Origin of the sequence: Pseudomonas sp. SWRI50, from assembly GCF_014269095.1 — a bacterium.
Lineage (GTDB): Bacteria > Pseudomonadota > Gammaproteobacteria > Pseudomonadales > Pseudomonadaceae > Aquipseudomonas > Aquipseudomonas kermanshahensis.
The window spans coordinates 53,867-72,182 of the sequence record NZ_JABWRW010000009.1; the positions used below are offsets into that span (position 1 = coordinate 53,867).

Annotated in this window: 8 protein-coding genes and 3 pseudogenes; 8 read left to right on the top strand and 3 right to left on the bottom strand. The window is 63.7% G+C overall.

The annotated features are described in order from the left end of the window. The first annotated feature begins 164 nt into the window (after nt 1-164). Complete coding sequence (locus tag HU750_RS12060; protein WP_186679801.1) at nt 165-5,045, top strand: NEL-type E3 ubiquitin ligase domain-containing protein; 4,881 nt, start codon at nt 165-167, stop codon at nt 5,043-5,045. Nucleotides 5,046-5,052: 7 nt separating this feature from the next. On the opposite strand, the gene HU750_RS12065 is transcribed toward HU750_RS12060, so the two are convergent. Then, nucleotides 5,053-7,524, bottom strand: a complete 2,472-nt coding sequence (locus HU750_RS12065; RefSeq protein WP_186680079.1) for a UvrD-helicase domain-containing protein — start codon at nt 7,522-7,524, stop codon at nt 5,053-5,055. Between the two features lie 221 nt (nt 7,525-7,745). On the opposite strand from HU750_RS12065, the gene HU750_RS12070 reads away from it, so the two are divergent. Beyond that, a complete protein-coding gene (locus HU750_RS12070) occupies nt 7,746-8,444 on the top strand; it encodes a pirin family protein (RefSeq protein WP_027596211.1) in 699 nt (232 codons plus the stop codon). 230 nt (nt 8,445-8,674) lie between these two features. Here the strand turns inward: HU750_RS12070 and HU750_RS12075 are convergent. After that, a pseudogene (locus HU750_RS12075) lies at nt 8,675-8,818 on the bottom strand (transporter); the annotation flags it as partial. A 1-nt stretch (nt 8,819) separates the two neighbouring features. Here HU750_RS12075 and HU750_RS12080 point away from each other — a divergent pair. The 5 genes and pseudogenes from HU750_RS12080 to HU750_RS12100 all read left to right on the top strand — a co-directional run. Further along, nucleotides 8,820-8,984: pseudogene (locus HU750_RS12080) on the top strand (helix-turn-helix domain-containing protein); the annotation flags it as partial. Nucleotides 8,985-9,206: 222 nt separating this feature from the next. Next, entirely contained in the window at nt 9,207-11,999 is a 2,793-nt protein-coding gene (locus HU750_RS12085; RefSeq protein WP_186679803.1) for an amino acid adenylation domain-containing protein, read from the top strand. Between the two features lie 97 nt (nt 12,000-12,096). Further along, nucleotides 12,097-12,627, top strand: coding sequence for a sigma-70 family RNA polymerase sigma factor (locus HU750_RS12090; protein WP_027596201.1), 531 nt, complete (start codon nt 12,097-12,099; stop codon nt 12,625-12,627). 2 nt (nt 12,628-12,629) lie between these two features. Next, nucleotides 12,630-13,577, top strand: coding sequence for a FecR domain-containing protein (locus HU750_RS12095; RefSeq protein ID WP_186679805.1), 948 nt, complete (start codon nt 12,630-12,632; stop codon nt 13,575-13,577). Nucleotides 13,578-13,673: 96 nt separating this feature from the next. Beyond that, nucleotides 13,674-16,123, top strand: a pseudogene (locus tag HU750_RS12100) (TonB-dependent siderophore receptor). Between the two features lie 132 nt (nt 16,124-16,255). Here the strand turns inward: HU750_RS12100 and HU750_RS12105 are convergent. Continuing rightward, nucleotides 16,256-16,711, bottom strand: coding sequence for a hypothetical protein (locus HU750_RS12105; protein WP_027596198.1), 456 nt, complete (start codon nt 16,709-16,711; stop codon nt 16,256-16,258). A gap of 199 nt (nt 16,712-16,910) precedes the next feature. On the opposite strand from HU750_RS12105, the gene HU750_RS12110 reads away from it, so the two are divergent. Further along, on the top strand, nt 16,911-18,245 hold the full coding sequence (locus tag HU750_RS12110; RefSeq protein ID WP_186679808.1) for a lysine N(6)-hydroxylase/L-ornithine N(5)-oxygenase family protein: 1,335 nt from the start codon (nt 16,911-16,913) through the stop codon (nt 18,243-18,245). Nucleotides 18,246-18,316: the final 71 nt, after the last annotated feature.

Sequence of the window (18,316 nt, forward strand, 5' to 3'; positions counted from 1 at the left end):
ACCGGCCGCCATGGCCTACCCCACCCTCTCGCAGATGCACCTGCACTGTTGGCCCCTCACCGACCCGTACATGCGCGAGACCGACCGCTGCCGGCAATTATCTACCGCACCCCGGCACACGGATGAGGGTCGACTACCGCCTCCCTGCTCAAGAGGTCGGTACCATGACAAGCACTCCACCCTTACATCACGCGCAGATCACGCGCACGCTGCCGCTATGGAGCAAAGCCCTGCACCCCGGCCATGCCGAACGCGTCGTGCAGCGGGTACGCAAGGATTACCTGGCGGCCGATGGCACGCCTTACAGCTGGTACGCCAGCGCCGAACCCGAGCAGCGCCAGCAACTGCGACTGCTTGTCGAGACCCGTGACACCTGCCTCGCCCAGCTCCGCCAGGCATTGCCCGGCTTCAAAGGCATCATCGAATTCTGCCGACCGCTGCTGACCGAGCGCCTAGGCCTGAACGTGGCGGTGGACCAGGCACAGTATGTGTTCCAGCCCTTCGAGCCCATCGGCAACCCATGGGTCGGCGTGCCCGACCCACAATACCCGTTGGTACCGGAGCAGCCGATAGACGTGCTCGCTACCCGCCCCGTCGGCGCGCCGCAACCGCGCAGCTTGTTGGAAGCCGCCCTGCACAACTTCGAGGGCCTCACGGAAGTCGGTGCCTATAGCCGGCTGACCCGCGGCGCCGGCGATGAGTCACCCTTGCAGGGCCTGACCATGGCCAGTTTCGTTCAGCAGTGCCGGGCGCTGGACCTGGGCCAACAGTACCAAGGCCACCTTAAGTCTACCCATGAAGGCGCGAACCGGCTGGAAGTCGAGCGCTTGTCGATTCAGGCGAGCCGCGAGTGCTTGCGGGTGCAGGCGCAGGTTGCCTGGCTCAAGGGCCTGCTGAGCGAACGCGGGCGCACCGCGCTGATGCAACTGTGCAGCAATGTCACCGCACCGACCTATGGTGAGCACAGGCTGCAGTGCTGGCGTTTCAGCCTGTTCGATATTCCTCTGCACGAAATCCTGCTTATCGGGCCTGATGCCCCAAATCAGAGCAACCCTTGCATCCTCTACATCCCGGACGACAGCGTGCACTCGGTGCGCGAGTTTGCTTCGGTCCAGGCGGTCGGGCAGCACCTGCGGCACCGGTTGCAGCGCAGCGAATTCCGCCGTGCGTTGCTGCAGTTCGCCTATAAAGACCGGCAAGTGGAACTGACGGCCAAACTGGAGCACGCGCTGTTCGAGGTGGATGCGGCCGGCAACCGCAGGCTGCGCAGCAATCCGCTTTTGCACGTTACCCCTTCGCCCTTGGGCAATGCGCCCTGGCCGACGCTGTACAGAGCGCACCTGGCACGCATGAAGGCCGACGCCAAAACCATCGCTGTGCCCACCGCCGAAGTTGACGCCAAAGCACGTAACGCGCGCCTGCAACACTGGTTCGAACTGGGCATGAACGTACTCAACGTCGCCGCGTTCTTCGTCCCAGGGTTGAACACCGCCATGCTCGGGGTATTTGCCTATGACCTGATGAGTTCGGTGTTCACCGGTTTCGAAGCCTGGGAGGAAGGCGACACCGCGCAGGCGCTGCAGCAGGTGCAATCGTTGGCCATCAATGCCGCAGTGCTCGCCGGGTTCGCCGCCGGCGCCAAGGTCATCCAGGCGTCCGGTTTCGTCGATGCGCTGAAGGCAGTGTGGCAGGAAGACCGCGAACTGCTGTGGCACCCAAACATGGCGCCGTATGCCAGCAGTGTGGTGCTTGCCGAAGGTGCAAAGCCCGATGCACTCGGGCTTCACCAACACCAGGGTAAGGCCTACGTGGCGCTGGAGGGCACCCTGTATGAAGTGTTCCAAGACCCTGAACAGCACTGGCGCGTGCGTCACCCCGACTCCCCTCAGGCTTATGCGCCGCACGTGCGGCCGATCGGCGACGGCCGCTGGCAGCTGGCCCATGAACATACTCACGAATGGGACGACATACAGCTGCTGCGCCGTCTCGGCCATCGCAGCCACGGGCTGGACGATGCGCAATTACTCACCGCCCTACGCAGCACCGGCACCGACACGGCCAGCCTGCGCCGTGCCCATGCTGCTGGCGTACGCCCCCCAGCATTGCTGGTCGACACGCTGCTGCGCCTGCAACTGGACAACGAAGTGGGCACTCTCATAGAACACGTACGCCACGGCCTACCGCTCGCGGCCCACAAAAACTATGCCCTGCCCGAACTGCTCAACCTGCCGAAGTGGCCGCAGGATAACGTGCTCAAAGTCTTCGAAGGCCCAGAGCCGTGGGGCAAGGCAGTGCGCTACGGGCCGCCCGTCTCACCGGGGCAGATTGAGATCGAGATCACCCGCGCCGACCTCGACAGTGGCGCACTGAGCCAGACGGTGTTGGCGCAGATGGATGAGCCCACGGTGCAATCGATGCTTGGCGATACCCCGCACGCTCAACGCGCCTCGGTACTGAACGACACGCTTGCTGAGCATCTGGCCAACCGCCGCGGGGCGATATTCGACAGTTTGCAGCAAGGCCATCGTCAACCGCAGAGCCCAGCAGCGCAGGCCCTTGCCCGCCAGTTCCCAGGCCTGCCGGACAGCGCCCTCGACGAAATCCTCGACCATGCCAACAGCATTGAACGTCAGCGCCTGGCCGCAGGCCGAGTGCCCCTGCGCATCGGCGAAGAAGCCCGATTGCTGCAAGCTCGCGCCAGGCTGGACCGAGCCCTCATCGGGCTGTACCGGCACAGCCTGGCCAATGCAGACAGTGAACGATTGCAACAGGCCTTGCACGCCGAACACCCATTGGCCACTGCGGCCGAACGGTTCGAGATCGCGCTTGCCGATCGGCAGCACTGTGCCGCCCTGCTGGGTCAGCAACCGATCAAACCGGGGTTCCGCTCGCCCATGCGCCTGGCCAATGGCAGGCTCGGTTACCCGCTCAGTGGCCGTGGTCAAACAGGGGCGGCAGCGCGTCGTTTGCGGGCGCTATATCCAGAACTCGATACTGCGCAAATCAGCGCATTGCAATCCGAGCTGGCAGAGGCCGGCGACCTGGGCACAACGATCAACCGCTTGGAAGCTGAGCAGCGCAGCCTGGACCGTGATCTGGGCCGCTGGATCGAGAACGCGCACGACTTGGAAGACCGCCGAAACCGCCAGCAATGCGCCGAGCGCCTGATGAGCGCCTGCCGCCGTGAGGGCGGTGAACAACGCAACCTGTTATGGCTGGAGCGTATTCGCTTGCGCGAGCTGCCAACCCTGACTGCCGCCATGCCGCATATTCATGAATTGAGGCTCGACGGCTTGCGCCTGGAGCGCCTGGAAGGCGCTTTCCTGGCCAACTTCCCTCACCTGCAGGCATTGGACGTGACCAACAATCCGCACATGAATGCCGAAGCCTTGTTCGAGGCGCTGCGGTCCGCCCCCCGGCTGCGCGATCTGAACCTGACCGGCAATGCCCTGCGGGCTCTCACGCCTGCGGCTCGGCAAGCCATTGGCGCGATGCCGGGCCTGCGCATACTCAATTTGCGCAGTAATTTTCTGGAACTGGATGACGCCAGTTTGCAATTTCTGACCCGCCTGCGCCTGGACGCACTGGGCCTTGGGGACAACCACATCACCTTGGATCAAAGGCTTGCCGCACGCTTCCAGGACATGGTCCACCCTCAGGTGTTACACCTGGATTTCAACCCGCTACAAGTCGCCCCCGACCTGCGCTTCATGGCCCGCCTCAGCCACCTCAACCTGCACCGCTGCGACTTGCAGCAATGGCCCGAAGGCCTGACCACCCTGATGAGCCAGCCACAGTATCGGCTGCGCTACCTTGACCTGTCTTACAATCGCATCCGCAACGTGCCCGACCTGCCTGGGGTACTACGTACACCGTTTGCCCGTGATGTCTCAGCGCGTTTGCCTGAACGCCGCTGGCTGTTCAACTACAACAACCTGGAGGCCGAAACACGTACACGCCTGGGTGACAGCGGCGTCAACGTTTTTGAACACGCGGGGGCGATGCCCGAGTGGCAAGCGCTGTGGCGCAACCCGGCGAGCGACGCCCAAGAGCAACTGTGGCGCGATCTGTTCGAGCAGGGGGAGAACAACGACCTGCAAGGTGTTCTGGAACGCCTGAGCCAATCCGCTGAAGCACAGCGCGATGCGCAGAGCCTGCGCAACCGTGTCTGGGCGTTGCTGGAAAAAGCGGCTGGGGACAGTGCGCTGCGCGAACGCCTGAACACGGTGGCCCAAGACTTCCCGCCCACCTGCGGGGATGCCGGGGCCGACGCCTTCAGTGCCCTGGAGATCGAAGTGCTGGCTTACGAGGCGGCGGGCGGCGCCGGTACTCGCCCTGGCGAGTTGCTGGCGCTGTATCGGAAGCTGTACCGGCGCGATCAGGTCAACCAGTTGGCTGACCGCATCAGTGTCCGCCGGTCGCTACGCAAACAGGCGCTGCAAAACCATGAATTCGACGAAGCACTGCCGCCTCACGATGTGCTTGATGACCCCGCAGCGTTTCCCGACGGCGAATTGCAAAACGGCCTGGTGGACGATATCGAGCTTCGCCTGGCCTTGCGCCAATCCCTGGCCGTGCCGCTGGGCTTCCCCGAGCCTAGCCACGGCATGCGCTACCGTGACACGGCCCAAGTCAACCAGGTCATCATCGACAGGGTCGAGGCCGCCGTACTCGCCCTGGACGCCGACACCAATGCCCGGCTGCAATGGCTTATCGAACAGCCCGGGTGGGTAAGCTACCTAAAGCGCGAGTATGCCGCGCAGTTCACGTTGCTCACCGACTTCTGGCGACAGGGCCACGACTACCTCTTCTACTGCCTGGATGAGACCCAGGAAGCCGTTACCCGTCTGGACAGTTCGGTGATACGTGCGTTGATCGAAGCCCTGCCAGCGTCGCCCGTGGACGAGCAAGGCAACCTTCACCGCGTGCCACTCAACGATGGGCAGTTCGACCGCGCCATGCGTGCATTGACCGCTGAACAGCAAGCGGTGGAAGCGGGCCTGCTGGCCAGCCTCACCCGACAGGCGCAAACCCTGGGCGGTTAAGCAGCACTCATTGGCCACGCAGGTCTTCGAAGAAGGCCTGCCGGCCATCTACCTGGCTCGAGGCACGCGGCGCCGCCGGCGCTTCGCTGTTGGCCGCTTCCACGTGCCAGTAGCAGTGCCTGACCGCACGCGTGACCGCAACATAGGCCAAGCGCTGTACTTCTTCCTTCTGCGCGGTATCGAATGCCTGGGCATCACCGGCCTTACCCAGGCCGGCCAGGCGATAGACCTGGTTCTTGTAAGGCGAGCTGGTCAGGTACTGGCAGTCACCAAGCATGAACACCGCATCGGCCTGCAAGCCTTTGGCGCTGTGGTAGGTCAACTGCCGCAGCCGGCGTTGCTCTGCCGGCAGTGCTGCCTCGGCGTGCAGCACGGCCTGCAAGTGGTCGTTCATCAGGGCTTTATCGCTGCCCTTGCGGTACAGCATCATCACCGTCTCGCCCCGTTGATAATGCTCGATCAGGGTCTCGCCCAGCGCGGCCTCGTCGCGGTCGAACACCTTGACCGGCGAGCCCGGCAACTCGGCTGCCGGGCCACTGGCGCGGGCCTTCTTGCCGGTGATCGCGGGCGTGCCTTTGACCAGAAATTCCGCCGCATCGATGACCTGCTGCTGGCACCGGTAGTTCTCGACCATCATCACCCGCGTGTTGGCCGGTGACACAAAGGCCTTGGTGAATTCCATGAAGTACTTCGGCGAACTGCCGCGCCAGCCATAGATCGATTGCCAGTCGTCACCCACGCACAACAGCGACGAATGCTGGGCATTACGGCCGGTGTGCATCGACGGCCCACGCCGGCGGATCTCGGCAAGGCAGGCACGCAGCCAACTGACGATTTGCGGCGAAACGTCCTGGAACTCATCGATCATCAAATGCGCCAGGGGCCTGAGCAATGGGTCGGGCAGCAGTTGCAGATTTTCCGGGTTGTTCTCGCCAAACAGGGCAAACATGCGGTTGTAGCTCATCACCGGCGGCGACTGGTCCAGCAGGTGCGCCTCCAGGGCCTTCCAGTACAGCGCCAAAGCTTCGAAGAACAGGCCGTCGCTGTCGCCTGCCGGGAAGCTCATCGCCGCCACGGCGCTGTTCACGTCAAGCCCCAGGTTCTCGATGAAGTTGGCGGCACCGACAAAGGCATCGAGCAGCGGTGCCGGGGCCAGTTCGCCCTTGACCTTGTACTCGAAGCCGGGGCCAGCCACCGCATCACCGGCCAGGGAGGCAGCCAAGCGCCGCGCGGCGGCGTAGTTGTCCAGCCAGATCAGCGGTTTGTCGCAGAAGGCCTGCAGCAGGGTGCGCTTGACCGCCCACTCGGCGCGCACCGCCAGCTTGGCGCCGGGGCGCTGGTACTGGGCGCTTTCCGCGGGGTCGAAACCCAACACCACCCAAGGCCCCTGCCCCTCAAGGCGGCCATGCACATGGAAACGGCTGCCACGGATTTCGACCGTGTCGCGGCACGGCTCGATGCCTTTGATCGGCCAAGCGCCTGCGGCGAACCACAGGTCTTCGATGACATCGCACAGCTCTTCGTCGCGCTGGGCGGCCAACTGGGTCACCTGCGCACGCTTTTGCACGTCCGGGTGGTTAGGGTCCAGCGGCTTGAGCTGCAACGCTTCGCTGCGCAGCAGGCCAATGAGTTCGGCAAAGCGCGGGTTATCGCCCAGCAAGGTGCTGTAGCAGAGGTTCAGTTGTTGGCGCTGTGCATCGTTCAGCCGCAGGTCGAACAGGTTGCTCTCAGCTTCGGCCTCGCGGCCCGCCGGCATCTCGTTGCCCAGTGTCTCGAACGCGCGCACCTGGCCAAAGCCTGGCAGGCTGCGCACCAGCGGCAAGATGCGCGAATGGAAGGTGCGCACCAGCTCGCGGGCCAGCGCGGGCTGCAGGTCGATCTGCCATAGGGCGAACACCTGCAGCAGGCGTTTGATGAAGTCTTTGCGCGATTCGCGGGTGAAGGTGACCACGGTCATCGCGTCCAGCTCGTAGCCCAGGTAATGGCGCAGCAGCAGAATGCGCAACACCAGCGAGGTGGACTTGCCCGCCCCTGCCCCCGCCACCACACAGGTGGACGGCGTGTCGCTGAAAATCAGCTTCCACTGGGCCGCACTGGGTTGCGCCTCGGCAGGCAAGCGCTGGGCCACATCGGCCTTGAAGCGCTTCTTCAATTCGGCGGTCAACGGCAGGCGCCAATCGTCAAAGAGGTTGTCGTCCTGGCCGGGTACGGCGGCGGTGTCAGGGCGGGTATCGCGGATGACCAGCACCTGGCGCCCCGCCTCGTACCCTTCCACACGCCCGCGCTCGAAGCCTTCGCGCAACCCGTCGGCATGGCCACTGCGCTGGCCTATGGCGTGGCCGAGGAACCAGGAGTCGCGATGCTGGGCTTGCAAGCGGGTCAGGCCCCGCCCCAAAAGGCGGGCGGCCAGGCGGCGAAACCAGGGTAACTGGGCAGGTGGGGTCAGGTCGGCAGGCGCCTGGGGATGCTCGTGGGCCACGGTCACTCCGATGGAATACAAAATCAGCGTGCCATGTTCGCCGCATCCACTGAAAATCACCAGCGAATGCTTGCAGATCAGTGGATTAGGCGATGAAACGGATAAAAATTCGCAGCCTTACAGATCTATCAATTCGATTGTTATAAGTCGATATTTACGCTTATTTTCGATCTTTCTTTGTCGCATCATGGCGTCATTCCACTGATTAAAGGAGCACGACCATGCTGCAACTGCGACCGTTCGAAAGCCTCGGCCACGCCAACCACGGCTGGCTCGATGCCCACCACCATTTCTCGTTTGCCGAGTACTATGATCCTGCTCGCATGCACTGGGGCAACCTGCGGGTCTGGAACGATGACCTGATCGCCGCCGGCAGCGGTTTCCCGCCGCACCCGCACCGTGACATGGAAATCATCACCTATGTCCGTGAAGGCGCGATCACCCACCAGGACAGCCTGGGCAACAAAGGTCGTACCGAAGCGGGTGACGTGCAGGTGATGAGTGCAGGCTCCGGCATCGTGCACAGCGAGTACAACCTGGAGGACGTCGATACGCGGATTTTCCAGATCTGGGTAGTGCCTGAGCGAGTGGGCGATGCGCCGACCTGGGGTACCCGCCCTTTCCCCACCGGCGAGCGTGGCGAAGGCTTCGTGACCCTGGCCAGCGGGCGTGAAGGTGACGAAGACAGTTTGCAGATTCGCACCGATGCCCGGCTGGTGGCCGCGACCCTGCGTGCAGGTGAAAGCGCCGAATACCGCTTCGATGCCGGGCGCCGTGGTTACCTGGTGCCGGCCAAGGGATTGGTAGAGGTCAACGGCCTGCAGGCCAAAGCGCGCGATGGGGTGGCGATCGAGCAAGAGGACGTGTTGCGGGTGACGGCCATCGAGGACAGCGAGATCGTGCTGGTGGATGTCGCCTGAATCTATTGCCTGCTCTGGCCTCATCGCAGGCAAGCCACACAGATGCGGCTCTAGACTTGGAGGCTACACAGTTCTGCCCGGAGCGGCGGTGCGGCGATCCGACTTGTCCCGCGAATGGGGCTACGAGGTGCATGGCACTGGCTTCGCCGGTGTTCGCGGGGCAAGCCCGCTCCCACGTCAATTTTTAGAAATTGCGCAAGACAGTTGCTCCCACAGGAATAACGCCAGCCTCAAAGTCGGCGTTGTACCTGTAGGAGTTGGCTTGTCGGGGCGCGGTTACGCACTTCGGTTTCCTTCGACCATTTCGCTGTCACAAACCACCCTCCCTCGCCGCTGTACTTGATCGACGGCCCGATGGCAAAGCTGCGCCCTTTGAGCGGCACCGGCCTGGATGCCGTCGAGGAGGCGCTGATGCAAGAGGCCATGGCACGCTGCCGGCAAAACGTTTCGGAAGCGGCGCGGCTGCTCGGCATGACCCGCCCTGCCCTGGCCTATCGGCTGAAAAAGGCACCCGGCGAGAGCGTGGCCGGTAAGCCCTGAGCATTAGGGGCTGCTTGGCAGCCCATCGCGGCGCAAGGCCGCTCCTACAACAGAACGCATCCCCCTGTGGGAGCGGCCTTGCGCCGCGATGGGCCGCAAAGCGGCCCCAACATTTCAGCGCCCACGCAAATACCGCAAGCGCATTGGCGCCATTCGCTGCCCTGCACTAGCGTTGTGCTATCCAGCCAGCCACTTGCCGTTCATGCGGAGCGAACACACAACATGCCGGATCTGCGCCCGAACCCGACGCTGAGCCTTGAGTACCGTGCCGAACGGCCGATCTTCCAGGCCTTTGTGGAGCAGGCGAGTCGCTCGCCCGAGGCAATCGCGATCATTGCCCACGAAGCCACCTGCAGCTATCGACAACTTGAGCAGATCAGCCAGGGCATCGCCACGTACCTGCTCGAAAATGGCGCCATCGGTGCCGATCGGGTAGTGATTGTCGCAAATCGCGGCGCGGCGCTGGTCTATGCCATGCTCGGCGCCTTGCGCGCCGGGCTGACCTTTACCGTTGCCGACGCCGCGTACCCGGCTGCACGTATCGGCCAGATCATCCGCACCCTCGAACCTGCCTTTGTATTGCGCTGTGGCGACGCCGAGGTCGAACCTGGCCATGCGCACTGCGTGAACGTGCCGCACGCCCCCGCCGATGCCCTGCAACACTTCGCCAGCCAGCCAGCGCCCCTGCCCGCAGTGAGCCCTGCTCAGCCGGCCTACATCACCTTCACCTCGGGCAGCACTGGCGAACCGAAGGGCATCGTCACCCATCATGCGCCGCTGGTGCACTTCGTCGACTGGCACGTGCAGCAGCATGGTTTTACCCAGGATGACCGCTTTTCGCTGCTATCCGGCCTGGGCCACGACCCGGTTTACCGCGATGTATTCACGCCGCTGTCGATTGGCGCCACCCTCCTCTGCCCGGCCCAGTCCACCCTGACCGACCCGTCGCGCCTGGCTGCGTGGATACACGACCACGGCGTGTCCGTCATCCACCTGACGCCGCCTTTGGGCAAACTGATCGAAACCGGCGCACGGATGAACGGGCTGCTGTTCGAACGCTTGCGTTACTTGTTCTGGGGCGGCGATGCGCTCAGCCCTACGCTGTACCAGCAGATGTGTGCGATTGCACCACACGCCACCAGCGTGAACTTCTACGGCACCACCGAAACGCCACAGGCCATGGCCTTCCACGTGCTTGACCCGCACGCGGACAACAGCAAAGTCCCGTTGGGCAAAGGCATAGGCGGCGCGCAACTGTTGCTCGTCAACGAGGCCAACCACCTGGTCGAAGCCGGCGAAGTCGGGGAAATTCTGATCCGCAGCCCCTACCTGTCGCTGGGGTATTGGGGCGACCCGGCACTGACCCAGGAAAAGTTCGTGGTAAACCCGTTCACCGGCGCACCGGCCGACCGCTGCTACCGCACCGGCGACCTGGGCACTTACCTGGCCGATGGCAGCGCCACTTTTCTGGGGCGCGGCGACAGCCAGGTGAAAATTCGCGGCCATCGCATCGAACTGGCGGAGATCGAAAACGCCATCACTCGACAGCCGCGCATCAAGCAATGCGTGGTGCTGGCCAACCATGACAACGCAAGTGTCAGGCTGGTCGCCTATTGCGTCGCCGATCAGCCCATAGCGACCGCTGAACTGCGCCAGGCCATCGCAGGCATGCTGCCGGACTACATGGTGCCGGCGATGTTCCTGTTCGTGCCGAGCATTCCACTCACGCCCAACGGCAAAATCGACAAGCGCGCCTTGCCTGCGGCTTTCGATGACAGCGCCTCCAGCACCCCGCAGGCGCTGTCACCGCTGGCGTTGAAACTGACCGAGGCCTGGGCGCAGATACTGCAGGCTCCGCACATCGATGCCCGCCTCACCTTCGTGGAGCTCGGCGGCGACTCGCTGTCGTTCGTCCGCGCCTCGATGGTGCTGGAAGCGCTGATCGGCCACTTGCCGGATCGCTGGGAAATGATACCGGTACAGGACCTGGCCGAACTGGCCGAACCAGGCACCCCGGCCAACACGTGGTCGATGCGGGTCATGGAAGTGCCGGTGTTCCTGCGCATGGTCGCCATTTTGCTGATTGTCGTCGGGCATTTGAATGTGTTTTCCGAGTGGCGCATTGCAGGCGAGACGTCGGTGCTGTTCCTGATCTCCGGCATCAGCCTGGCCAGGTTCCAGTTCAAGGCCATCGATGAGCGCGGCGATGCGCGCATGCTGCTCAAGTCGCTAGCCGCCATCGCGGTGCCGACGATTCTGTACACGGTACTGGTGCAGGCGGTGTTCGACCGAGTCCACTGGCAATCACTGCTGTTGATCTCCAACTGGTTCCCGCCCGACAAGGTCGGCGTGTTCAATTACTGGTACATCGAAGTGCTGGTGCAGATGCTGCTGATCCTCGGTGTCGTGTTGTCGATCAAGCGTGTGCGCAAGGCGATCATCGCCAACCCGTTCCGCTGCCTGATCATGGCCTCGTGTGCACTGGTGGTGGCGGATGTGCTGCTCAGCCGCTTCGTGTTCGACACCACAGCCCTGCTCAACCGGGTACCTCAGCATTACCTGGCCGTGATGGTACTGGGCATGGCCATTCACTACGCTGATACGACGCTGCGCAAAGCGGTCGCCAGTGCGGTGGCGCTGCTGCTGATTGCCGAGCTCGACCTGGTGGCCGTTGCCGGCCTCGGCTGGCAGGCGTTTGCCCGTTACATCGATATCGCCCTGCCGGCGATGCTGGCCTTGATCTGGTTCCGGTCCGTGCCCGTGCCGGGCGTGATCGCCAGAGCGGGCGCGATGATCGCCTCGTCCACCTTGTTCATCTACCTGACGCACTTCCAATTCCAGTCGCTGGCACGGCGCATCGTCGATCAGCCGTTGTTCGCGGTGGCCCTGGCCCTTGTCGGTGGCGTGCTGGTGACGTACTGCTGGAATACGTTGACCCGGCACGTCATTACCCGCCTTGGCGGGCGGCGCAAGACGCGTGGGGCACAGGCCGTGGAACGCGCGACCTCCCCTTGAAGGGGTAACCCTGTCGGCCCGCGGGTCATTGCCAAGCCTGAAACAGTTTGCATAAAATGCGAACCATTAACATTTGCAACTTTTTCAGGCGGCATGGATGAGCACCCCGGACGTAGCCCTCAACACCCAAGTCACCCAGCTCTACCGCGCGCAGAGCAAGTGGTTGCACGGTTGGCTGACGCCCCGGGTCAACTGCACCCACCTGGCCGCGGACCTGGTCCAGGACGTGTTCGTTCGGGTAATGTCGGCCGCCGACGCTGCGGCCAAGCTCGAAGCGGTACGTGAACCCAAGGGCTACTTGGCCACCATCGCCCGTCGCCTGATGATCGACCACCTGCGCCGCGTGCACTTGGAACGGGCCTGGTTGCAGGTACTGGCCGAGCAACCCGAAGCGTTGGACATCTCGGCAGAACAGCGTGTTGCCCTGCTGCAGACCTTGTTCGAGCTCGATGCGATGCTGGCAGCGCTCGGCACCAAGGTGCGTGAGGCGTTCTTGCTTTCGCAGGTCGATGGCCTGCCCTACAAACACATCGCCACCCAGTTGGGCATCTCTGAAGTGACGGTGCGCCGCTACGTTGCCAAGGCGGCCGAGCACTGCATGATCTACAGCCTGACGCACGGCCAGTGAGCATGGCCCTGAGTACCGAGCAACTCGCGGCCCTGCGCCAGGCCGCGCACTGGTACAGCCAGCTCAACAGCGGTGAGGCGCAGCCCAGTGAGTACAGTGCCTGGCAGGCGTGGCTGAACGCTGCACCGGTCAATGCCTGGGCCTGGCAGCAAGCCGAGCGTTTGCAGACACGCATGAGCACGCCCCATGCCCCAGCCACCACGCGGGTGTTGGCCGTGGCCGCACACGGCCGCCACGCCTCCCGCCGCCGCGTGGTCAAGGCCGGCCTGGTGTTGCTTGGGGGCAGTGCCCTGGGCCTGGGCAGCTATCGCGAAATGCAGCACGCGCCGCTGTTGCCAGACGTGCGCAGTGGCGTGGGCGAACAGCGCTGGCTGACCTTGAAAAACGGCGGCAGGGTGCTGCTCAACACCGCCTCCTCCGTTGACATCGACGAGACCGGCGAACAGCCGTCGGTGCGGCTGCGCCAAGGCGAAATCATGGTCGAGGTGCCCGCGCAGCAACGCTGCAGCGTGATGACCCGGCACGGCACCGTAGAGGCTGGCCACAGCCGCTTTTCCGTGCGGTTGCTGGACGACGCCGGCAAGCTCGAGGTGTTTGGCCAACAGGCACGCGTGGCGCTTGCCTCTGGCCAGGCGATGACGGTGAACAACGGCCAGAGCTGCCAGTTCAATGGCCAAGGCTTTTCTGTCGTGCAGGCCTTGGCCAACGCCGCTGATGCCTGGAGCCGCGGCTTGCTAATCGTGAACGACCAGCGCCTCGACACCTTCATCAACGACCTCGCGCGCTATCGGCCCGGTTGGCTGCGCTGCGCGCCCTCGGTGGCCGGCCTGCGCATCAGCGGCACCTACCGGCTCAATGACACCGACCAGATACTGCGGGCGCTGACCACGTCCCTGCCGGTGCAGGTGCAGGCCCGCACCCGCTACTGGGTCACCGTCACCGCCGCATAAAAAAATGGCCAAGGCCTGATCACTTTGCCGCGGCTCATCCGACTCATAGGTAACCCCAGCCCTGGCTGACTCTTTACCTTTCAGAGAACAACGACGATGACCTGCCGCTTCACTCTCAGGCCGTTCAGCGCGCCAGACCTGCGCACCTGCCTGTTGCTGACTGCATTGCTCGGCGGGCCAGGCGCAGCCTGTGCCGCGCAAGCGCATGACTACCACCTGCCGCAGGGCGACCTGGGCGAGACACTGACCCGTTTTGCCGCAGCGTCTGGCATCGTCTTGTCGTTCGACACCCAATGGACGCGCGGCAAACGCTCCCCAGCCTTGAATGGCCAGTACCCGGTGGACCAGGCTCTGCAGATGCTGCTGAGCGGCACCGGCCTGCAGGCCGTACAGGAAAGCGACGGCCGCTACTCGCTGCTGCAAACCCACCACCAGGGTGACGTGGTAGAGCTGGCCCCCAGCCGCATCGACGGCCAGGGCCTGGGCAACATCACCGAAGGCACTGGCGCCTACACCACCGGCGGTTCGACCACCGCGACCAAGCTGCCGCTGACCCTGCGCGAAACGCCGCAGTCCGTCAGCGTGATCACCCGCCAGGCCATCGACGACCACGGCTCGCAAGACATCGGCGAAGTGCTGCGCAATACGCCCGGGGTTTCGGTGCAGGCATATGACAGCGAACGTATGGAATACTCCGCACGCGGCTTTGCCATCACCAACTACCAGTACGATGGCGTCAACACCATCTATGACGGGGTTTATGACGAAGGTGCGACCCACGTCGACATGGCCGCCTACGACCGCGTCGAGGTCATCAAGGGCGCGACCGGGCTAATGACCGGCTCCGGTGACCCCTCCGCCACGGTCAACTTGATCCGCAAGAAGCCCACCCACGACTTCAAGGCCTCGATCACCGCCAGCGCCGGTTCCTGGGACAACTACCGCACCGAAGGTGATATCGCCGGCCCGCTCAACGCCAGCGGCAGCGTGCGCGGCCGTTTGGTCGGCGCGTACCAGGACCGCAAGTCTTACCTGGATCACTACAAACAGAAGAAGGACGTCTACTACGGCATTCTCGAAGCCGACCTGACGCCCGACACCCTGCTGACCTTCGGCATCGACAACCAGACCACCACGCCGCGTGGCGCTTCCTGGACTGGCAACCCGACCTACTTTGCCGACGGCAGCCGCACCGACTTTTCGCGGTCGCACAACCCCGGTGCCGACTGGAGCCGCCGCGACTTCCAGTCCACCACCTACTTCGGCTCGCTGGAGCAAGCCCTGGCCAATGACTGGAAGGTCAAGCTCAGCCTCAACCACATGATCAGCGACCATGACACCCGCCTGGCCTCGGCCAGCGGCGGCACCCCCAACCCTACAACCGGCGAAGACATGTTCTTCTACTGGGGGCGCTGGAAGGCCACCGCGTGCAGAACACCGCCGACCTGAATGTGTCCGGGCCCTTCACCCTGTTCGGCCGCCAGAATGACCTGGTCGCAGGCTTCATGACCTCGCATTCGCGCCAGACCGGCGACACCTTCGACGGCAGTGCCTTCGCCCAGGTACCGGGCTCGATCTTCGACTGGAACGGCAAGATTGCGGTACAGGACTTCCCGAAAAACGGCGACTACACCACCACCCAGAGCCAGAACGGCGCTTACGTGGCCACGCGCCTGAGGCCAACTGACAACCTGTCGCTGATCCTCGGTACCCGGGTCAGCACCTTCAAATACAACGACGACCAGGATTACTACCCGACCTCGTCCCTGGATGACACCCACGCCAGCTACAAGCAACATGGCGTCGTCACCCCGTATGCCGGCGTGGTCTATGACCTGGACGATACTTACTCGGTGTACGCCAGCTACACCTCGATCTACCAGCCGCAGGTGTACAAGGACGTCAATGGCGCCACCCTCGACCCGGTGGAAGGCGATGGTTATGAAGGGGGCCTGAAGGCGGCCTATTTCGATGGTCGGCTTAACGCTACCCTGGCGTTTTTCCGGATCGAACAAGACAACGTCGCCTCCTCCGTCGGCACCAACCCGGTCACCAACGAGGGCATCTACACAGCGATCGACGGCGCCACGACCCAGGGCGTCGAACTGGAGCTGGCCGGTGAACTGGCCCCAGGCTGGAACATCACCGCCGGCTACACCTACGCCCGTACCCGCGACGCCGACGACAACCGCCTGTTCGGCTTCCCGCTGGCGACCACCAAGCCTGAGCATGTGGCGCGGCTGTTCAACACCTACCGGCTGCCCGGCGCGCTGGACCGTGTCACCGTCGGTGGTGGGCTACGTTGGCAGAGCGCGTTCTACGGCACTATCTACAGCCCGACGGCTGGCGACTACACGCGCATCAAGCAAGGGGGTTACACCTTGGTGGACCTGATGACGCGCTACCAGTACAGCGAGCACCTGAGCTTCACGGTCAATGCCAACAACGTGTTCGACAAGGTGTACCTGACCGGGCTGGGCAACTTCGACACCACCTACTACGGCGAGCCACGCAACCTGATGGTCACGACCCGCTGGGATTTCTGAGGCTACGGGTGTAGGAGCAGCCTTGTGCTGCGAAGAGGCCAGTGCATAAGGCCTAGATGTGAGGGGCCTGCACTGGCCTCTTCGCAGCGCAAGGCTGCTCCTACAAACAGCCCTAGGCCTGTCAGTTAGGGCCTAGGCCTGGGTACTGACCATCCCACCTGCGCTGCTGCCACCGCTCTCTTGCAGCGCTTCGAGCAGTTGCGCGGTCGCCTGCATGATTTGCCCAGTCAGGGTGGCGATGCTGGCCTGCTTGGCGCTCACCGCTGCGGCCTTGGCAGTCTCTTCCATCTTCGATGCCATCAATGCGGCCAACTGCTTCTGCTCTTCAGCCAGCTGCTTTTGCAGTTCCTTGATCATCTGCCGCAACTGCTGCACCGCTGCCGACTCGTCGCTGCTCTCGCTGCCTTGGGCCGACTCCGCCTGGCCACCGCCACCCACCTTCAAGGTGTCGCCACTGATGCTCAAAGGCCCGCCTTTTTCGCTCTGCGCGGCCTGCTTGGCCTGCTCGCGCTCGGCGGCCGCTGCGGCGCTCATCGCCTGGGCGGAAACTCCATTGATGTGGAGGTTACTCAAAGATATTGCTGTCATGCCGATTCCCTGCCTTCAGGTGAGTCCTTGCCTTGGCTCCCCTATCGGCCGCCGGACGCAGTTCTTTAGCCAGCGGTGACAAAACCCTCTAACCCCACCAGTAAATTCCCCCTCGTGTGGCTCGTTCCAACACATGTACTTGCGCAGGAGCCGGAGCCCCGGCGGGCGTCCACATTCGACCATTCAGGGAATCGCAGCCATGAGCCAGTCCTCACAGCAGGAAACAATCAAAGATCTGATCGGCGTGGGCTTCGGCCCTTCCAACCTGGCCTTGGCCATCGCCCTGGAAGAGCTCGCTCAGTCCCAGGGCCATGCCCTGGACGCGCTGTTCATCGACAAGCAGAAAGACTACCGCTGGCACGGCGAGACCCTGGCAACCCAAAGCGAGCTGCAGATTTCGTTTCTCAAGGACCTGGTCTCGCTGCGCAACCCCACCAGCCCTTACAGCTTCGTCAATTACCTGCACCAGAAGCAGCGCCTGGCCGACTTCATCAACCTCGGCACCTTCTACCCCTGCCGCCTGGAGTACAACGACTACCTGCGCTGGGCCGCCGAGCACTTCGCCACCCAGGCGGTGTATGGCGAAGAAGTGGTGCGTATCGAGCCTGAAGTGACGGCCGGCCGGGTAGAGCACCTGCGCTTGGTCTCGCGTGACCAACAAGGCCGCGAATACAGCCGCCGCACCCGCTCGGTAGTGGTCGGCAGCGGCGGCACGCCGAAAATTCCGGAAAAGTTCGGCGCCTTCAAAGATGACCCGCGCGTCTTCCACCACTCCCAGTACCTCAGCAGCCTGAACAAACTGCCGTGCACTGAAGGCAAGCCGATGCGCATCGCGGTGATCGGCTCTGGCCAGAGCGCCGCCGAGGCCTTCATCGACCTCAACGACAGCTACCCGTCGGTCAAGGTCGACATGATCTTGCGCGGCTCGGCACTCAAGCCGGCCGACGACAGCCCGTTCGTCAACGAGATCTTCTCCCCAGGCTATACCGACCTGGTCTACAACGAGCCGGCCGACCAACGCAGCAAGCTGCTGGGCGAGTACCACAACACCAACTACTCGGTGGTCGACCTGAACCTGATCGAACGCATCTACGGCATCCTCTACCGCCAGAAGGTCGCCCACCAGTTCCGCCACAACGTGCTGTGCCGGCGCCAAGTGGAAGCGGTGGTGGCCACCCGCGAAGGCCTGGAACTCACCCTGCGCGATCTCGCCACTGGCCAGTACCAGACCCACCGCTACGATGCGGTGATCCTGGCCACCGGCTACGAGCGCCGCTCGCACCGCGACCTGCTGGCACCACTGGCGGGTTACCTGGACGACTTCAGCGTCGACCGCAACTACCGGGTACTGGCCAGCCCAGACCTGCAGGCGTCGGTTTACCTGCAAGGTTTCTGCGAGAACAGCCACGGCCTGAGCGACACCTTGCTCTCGGTGTTGCCCGCCCGCGCCGCCGAGATCGGCCAGGCGCTGTACCAGGACCTGTCGCGCTTCAATGGCCGTTCGCAACCGGCTGTCGCCCTGACCAGCGCCTGATTCCCGCCTTCACTCGCCGGCCTGTCGCCCTGCGCGAAGGCCGGCTTGCGCTTTCTGAAACATTTGCTTGC

Coding starts and splice junctions, on each gene's coding strand:
- HU750_RS12085 (WP_186679803.1), top strand. CDS start 9,207: ATGCCGGATCTGCGCCCGAACCCGACGCTGAGCCTTGAGTACCGTGCC.
- HU750_RS12105 (WP_027596198.1), bottom strand. CDS start 16,711: ATGACAGCAATATCTTTGAGTAACCTCCACATCAATGGAGTTTCCGCC.
- HU750_RS12090 (WP_027596201.1), top strand. CDS start 12,097: ATGAGCACCCCGGACGTAGCCCTCAACACCCAAGTCACCCAGCTCTAC.
- HU750_RS12060 (WP_186679801.1), top strand. CDS start 165: ATGACAAGCACTCCACCCTTACATCACGCGCAGATCACGCGCACGCTG.
- HU750_RS12095 (WP_186679805.1), top strand. CDS start 12,630: ATGGCCCTGAGTACCGAGCAACTCGCGGCCCTGCGCCAGGCCGCGCAC.
- HU750_RS12070 (WP_027596211.1), top strand. CDS start 7,746: ATGCTGCAACTGCGACCGTTCGAAAGCCTCGGCCACGCCAACCACGGC.
- HU750_RS12110 (WP_186679808.1), top strand. CDS start 16,911: ATGAGCCAGTCCTCACAGCAGGAAACAATCAAAGATCTGATCGGCGTG.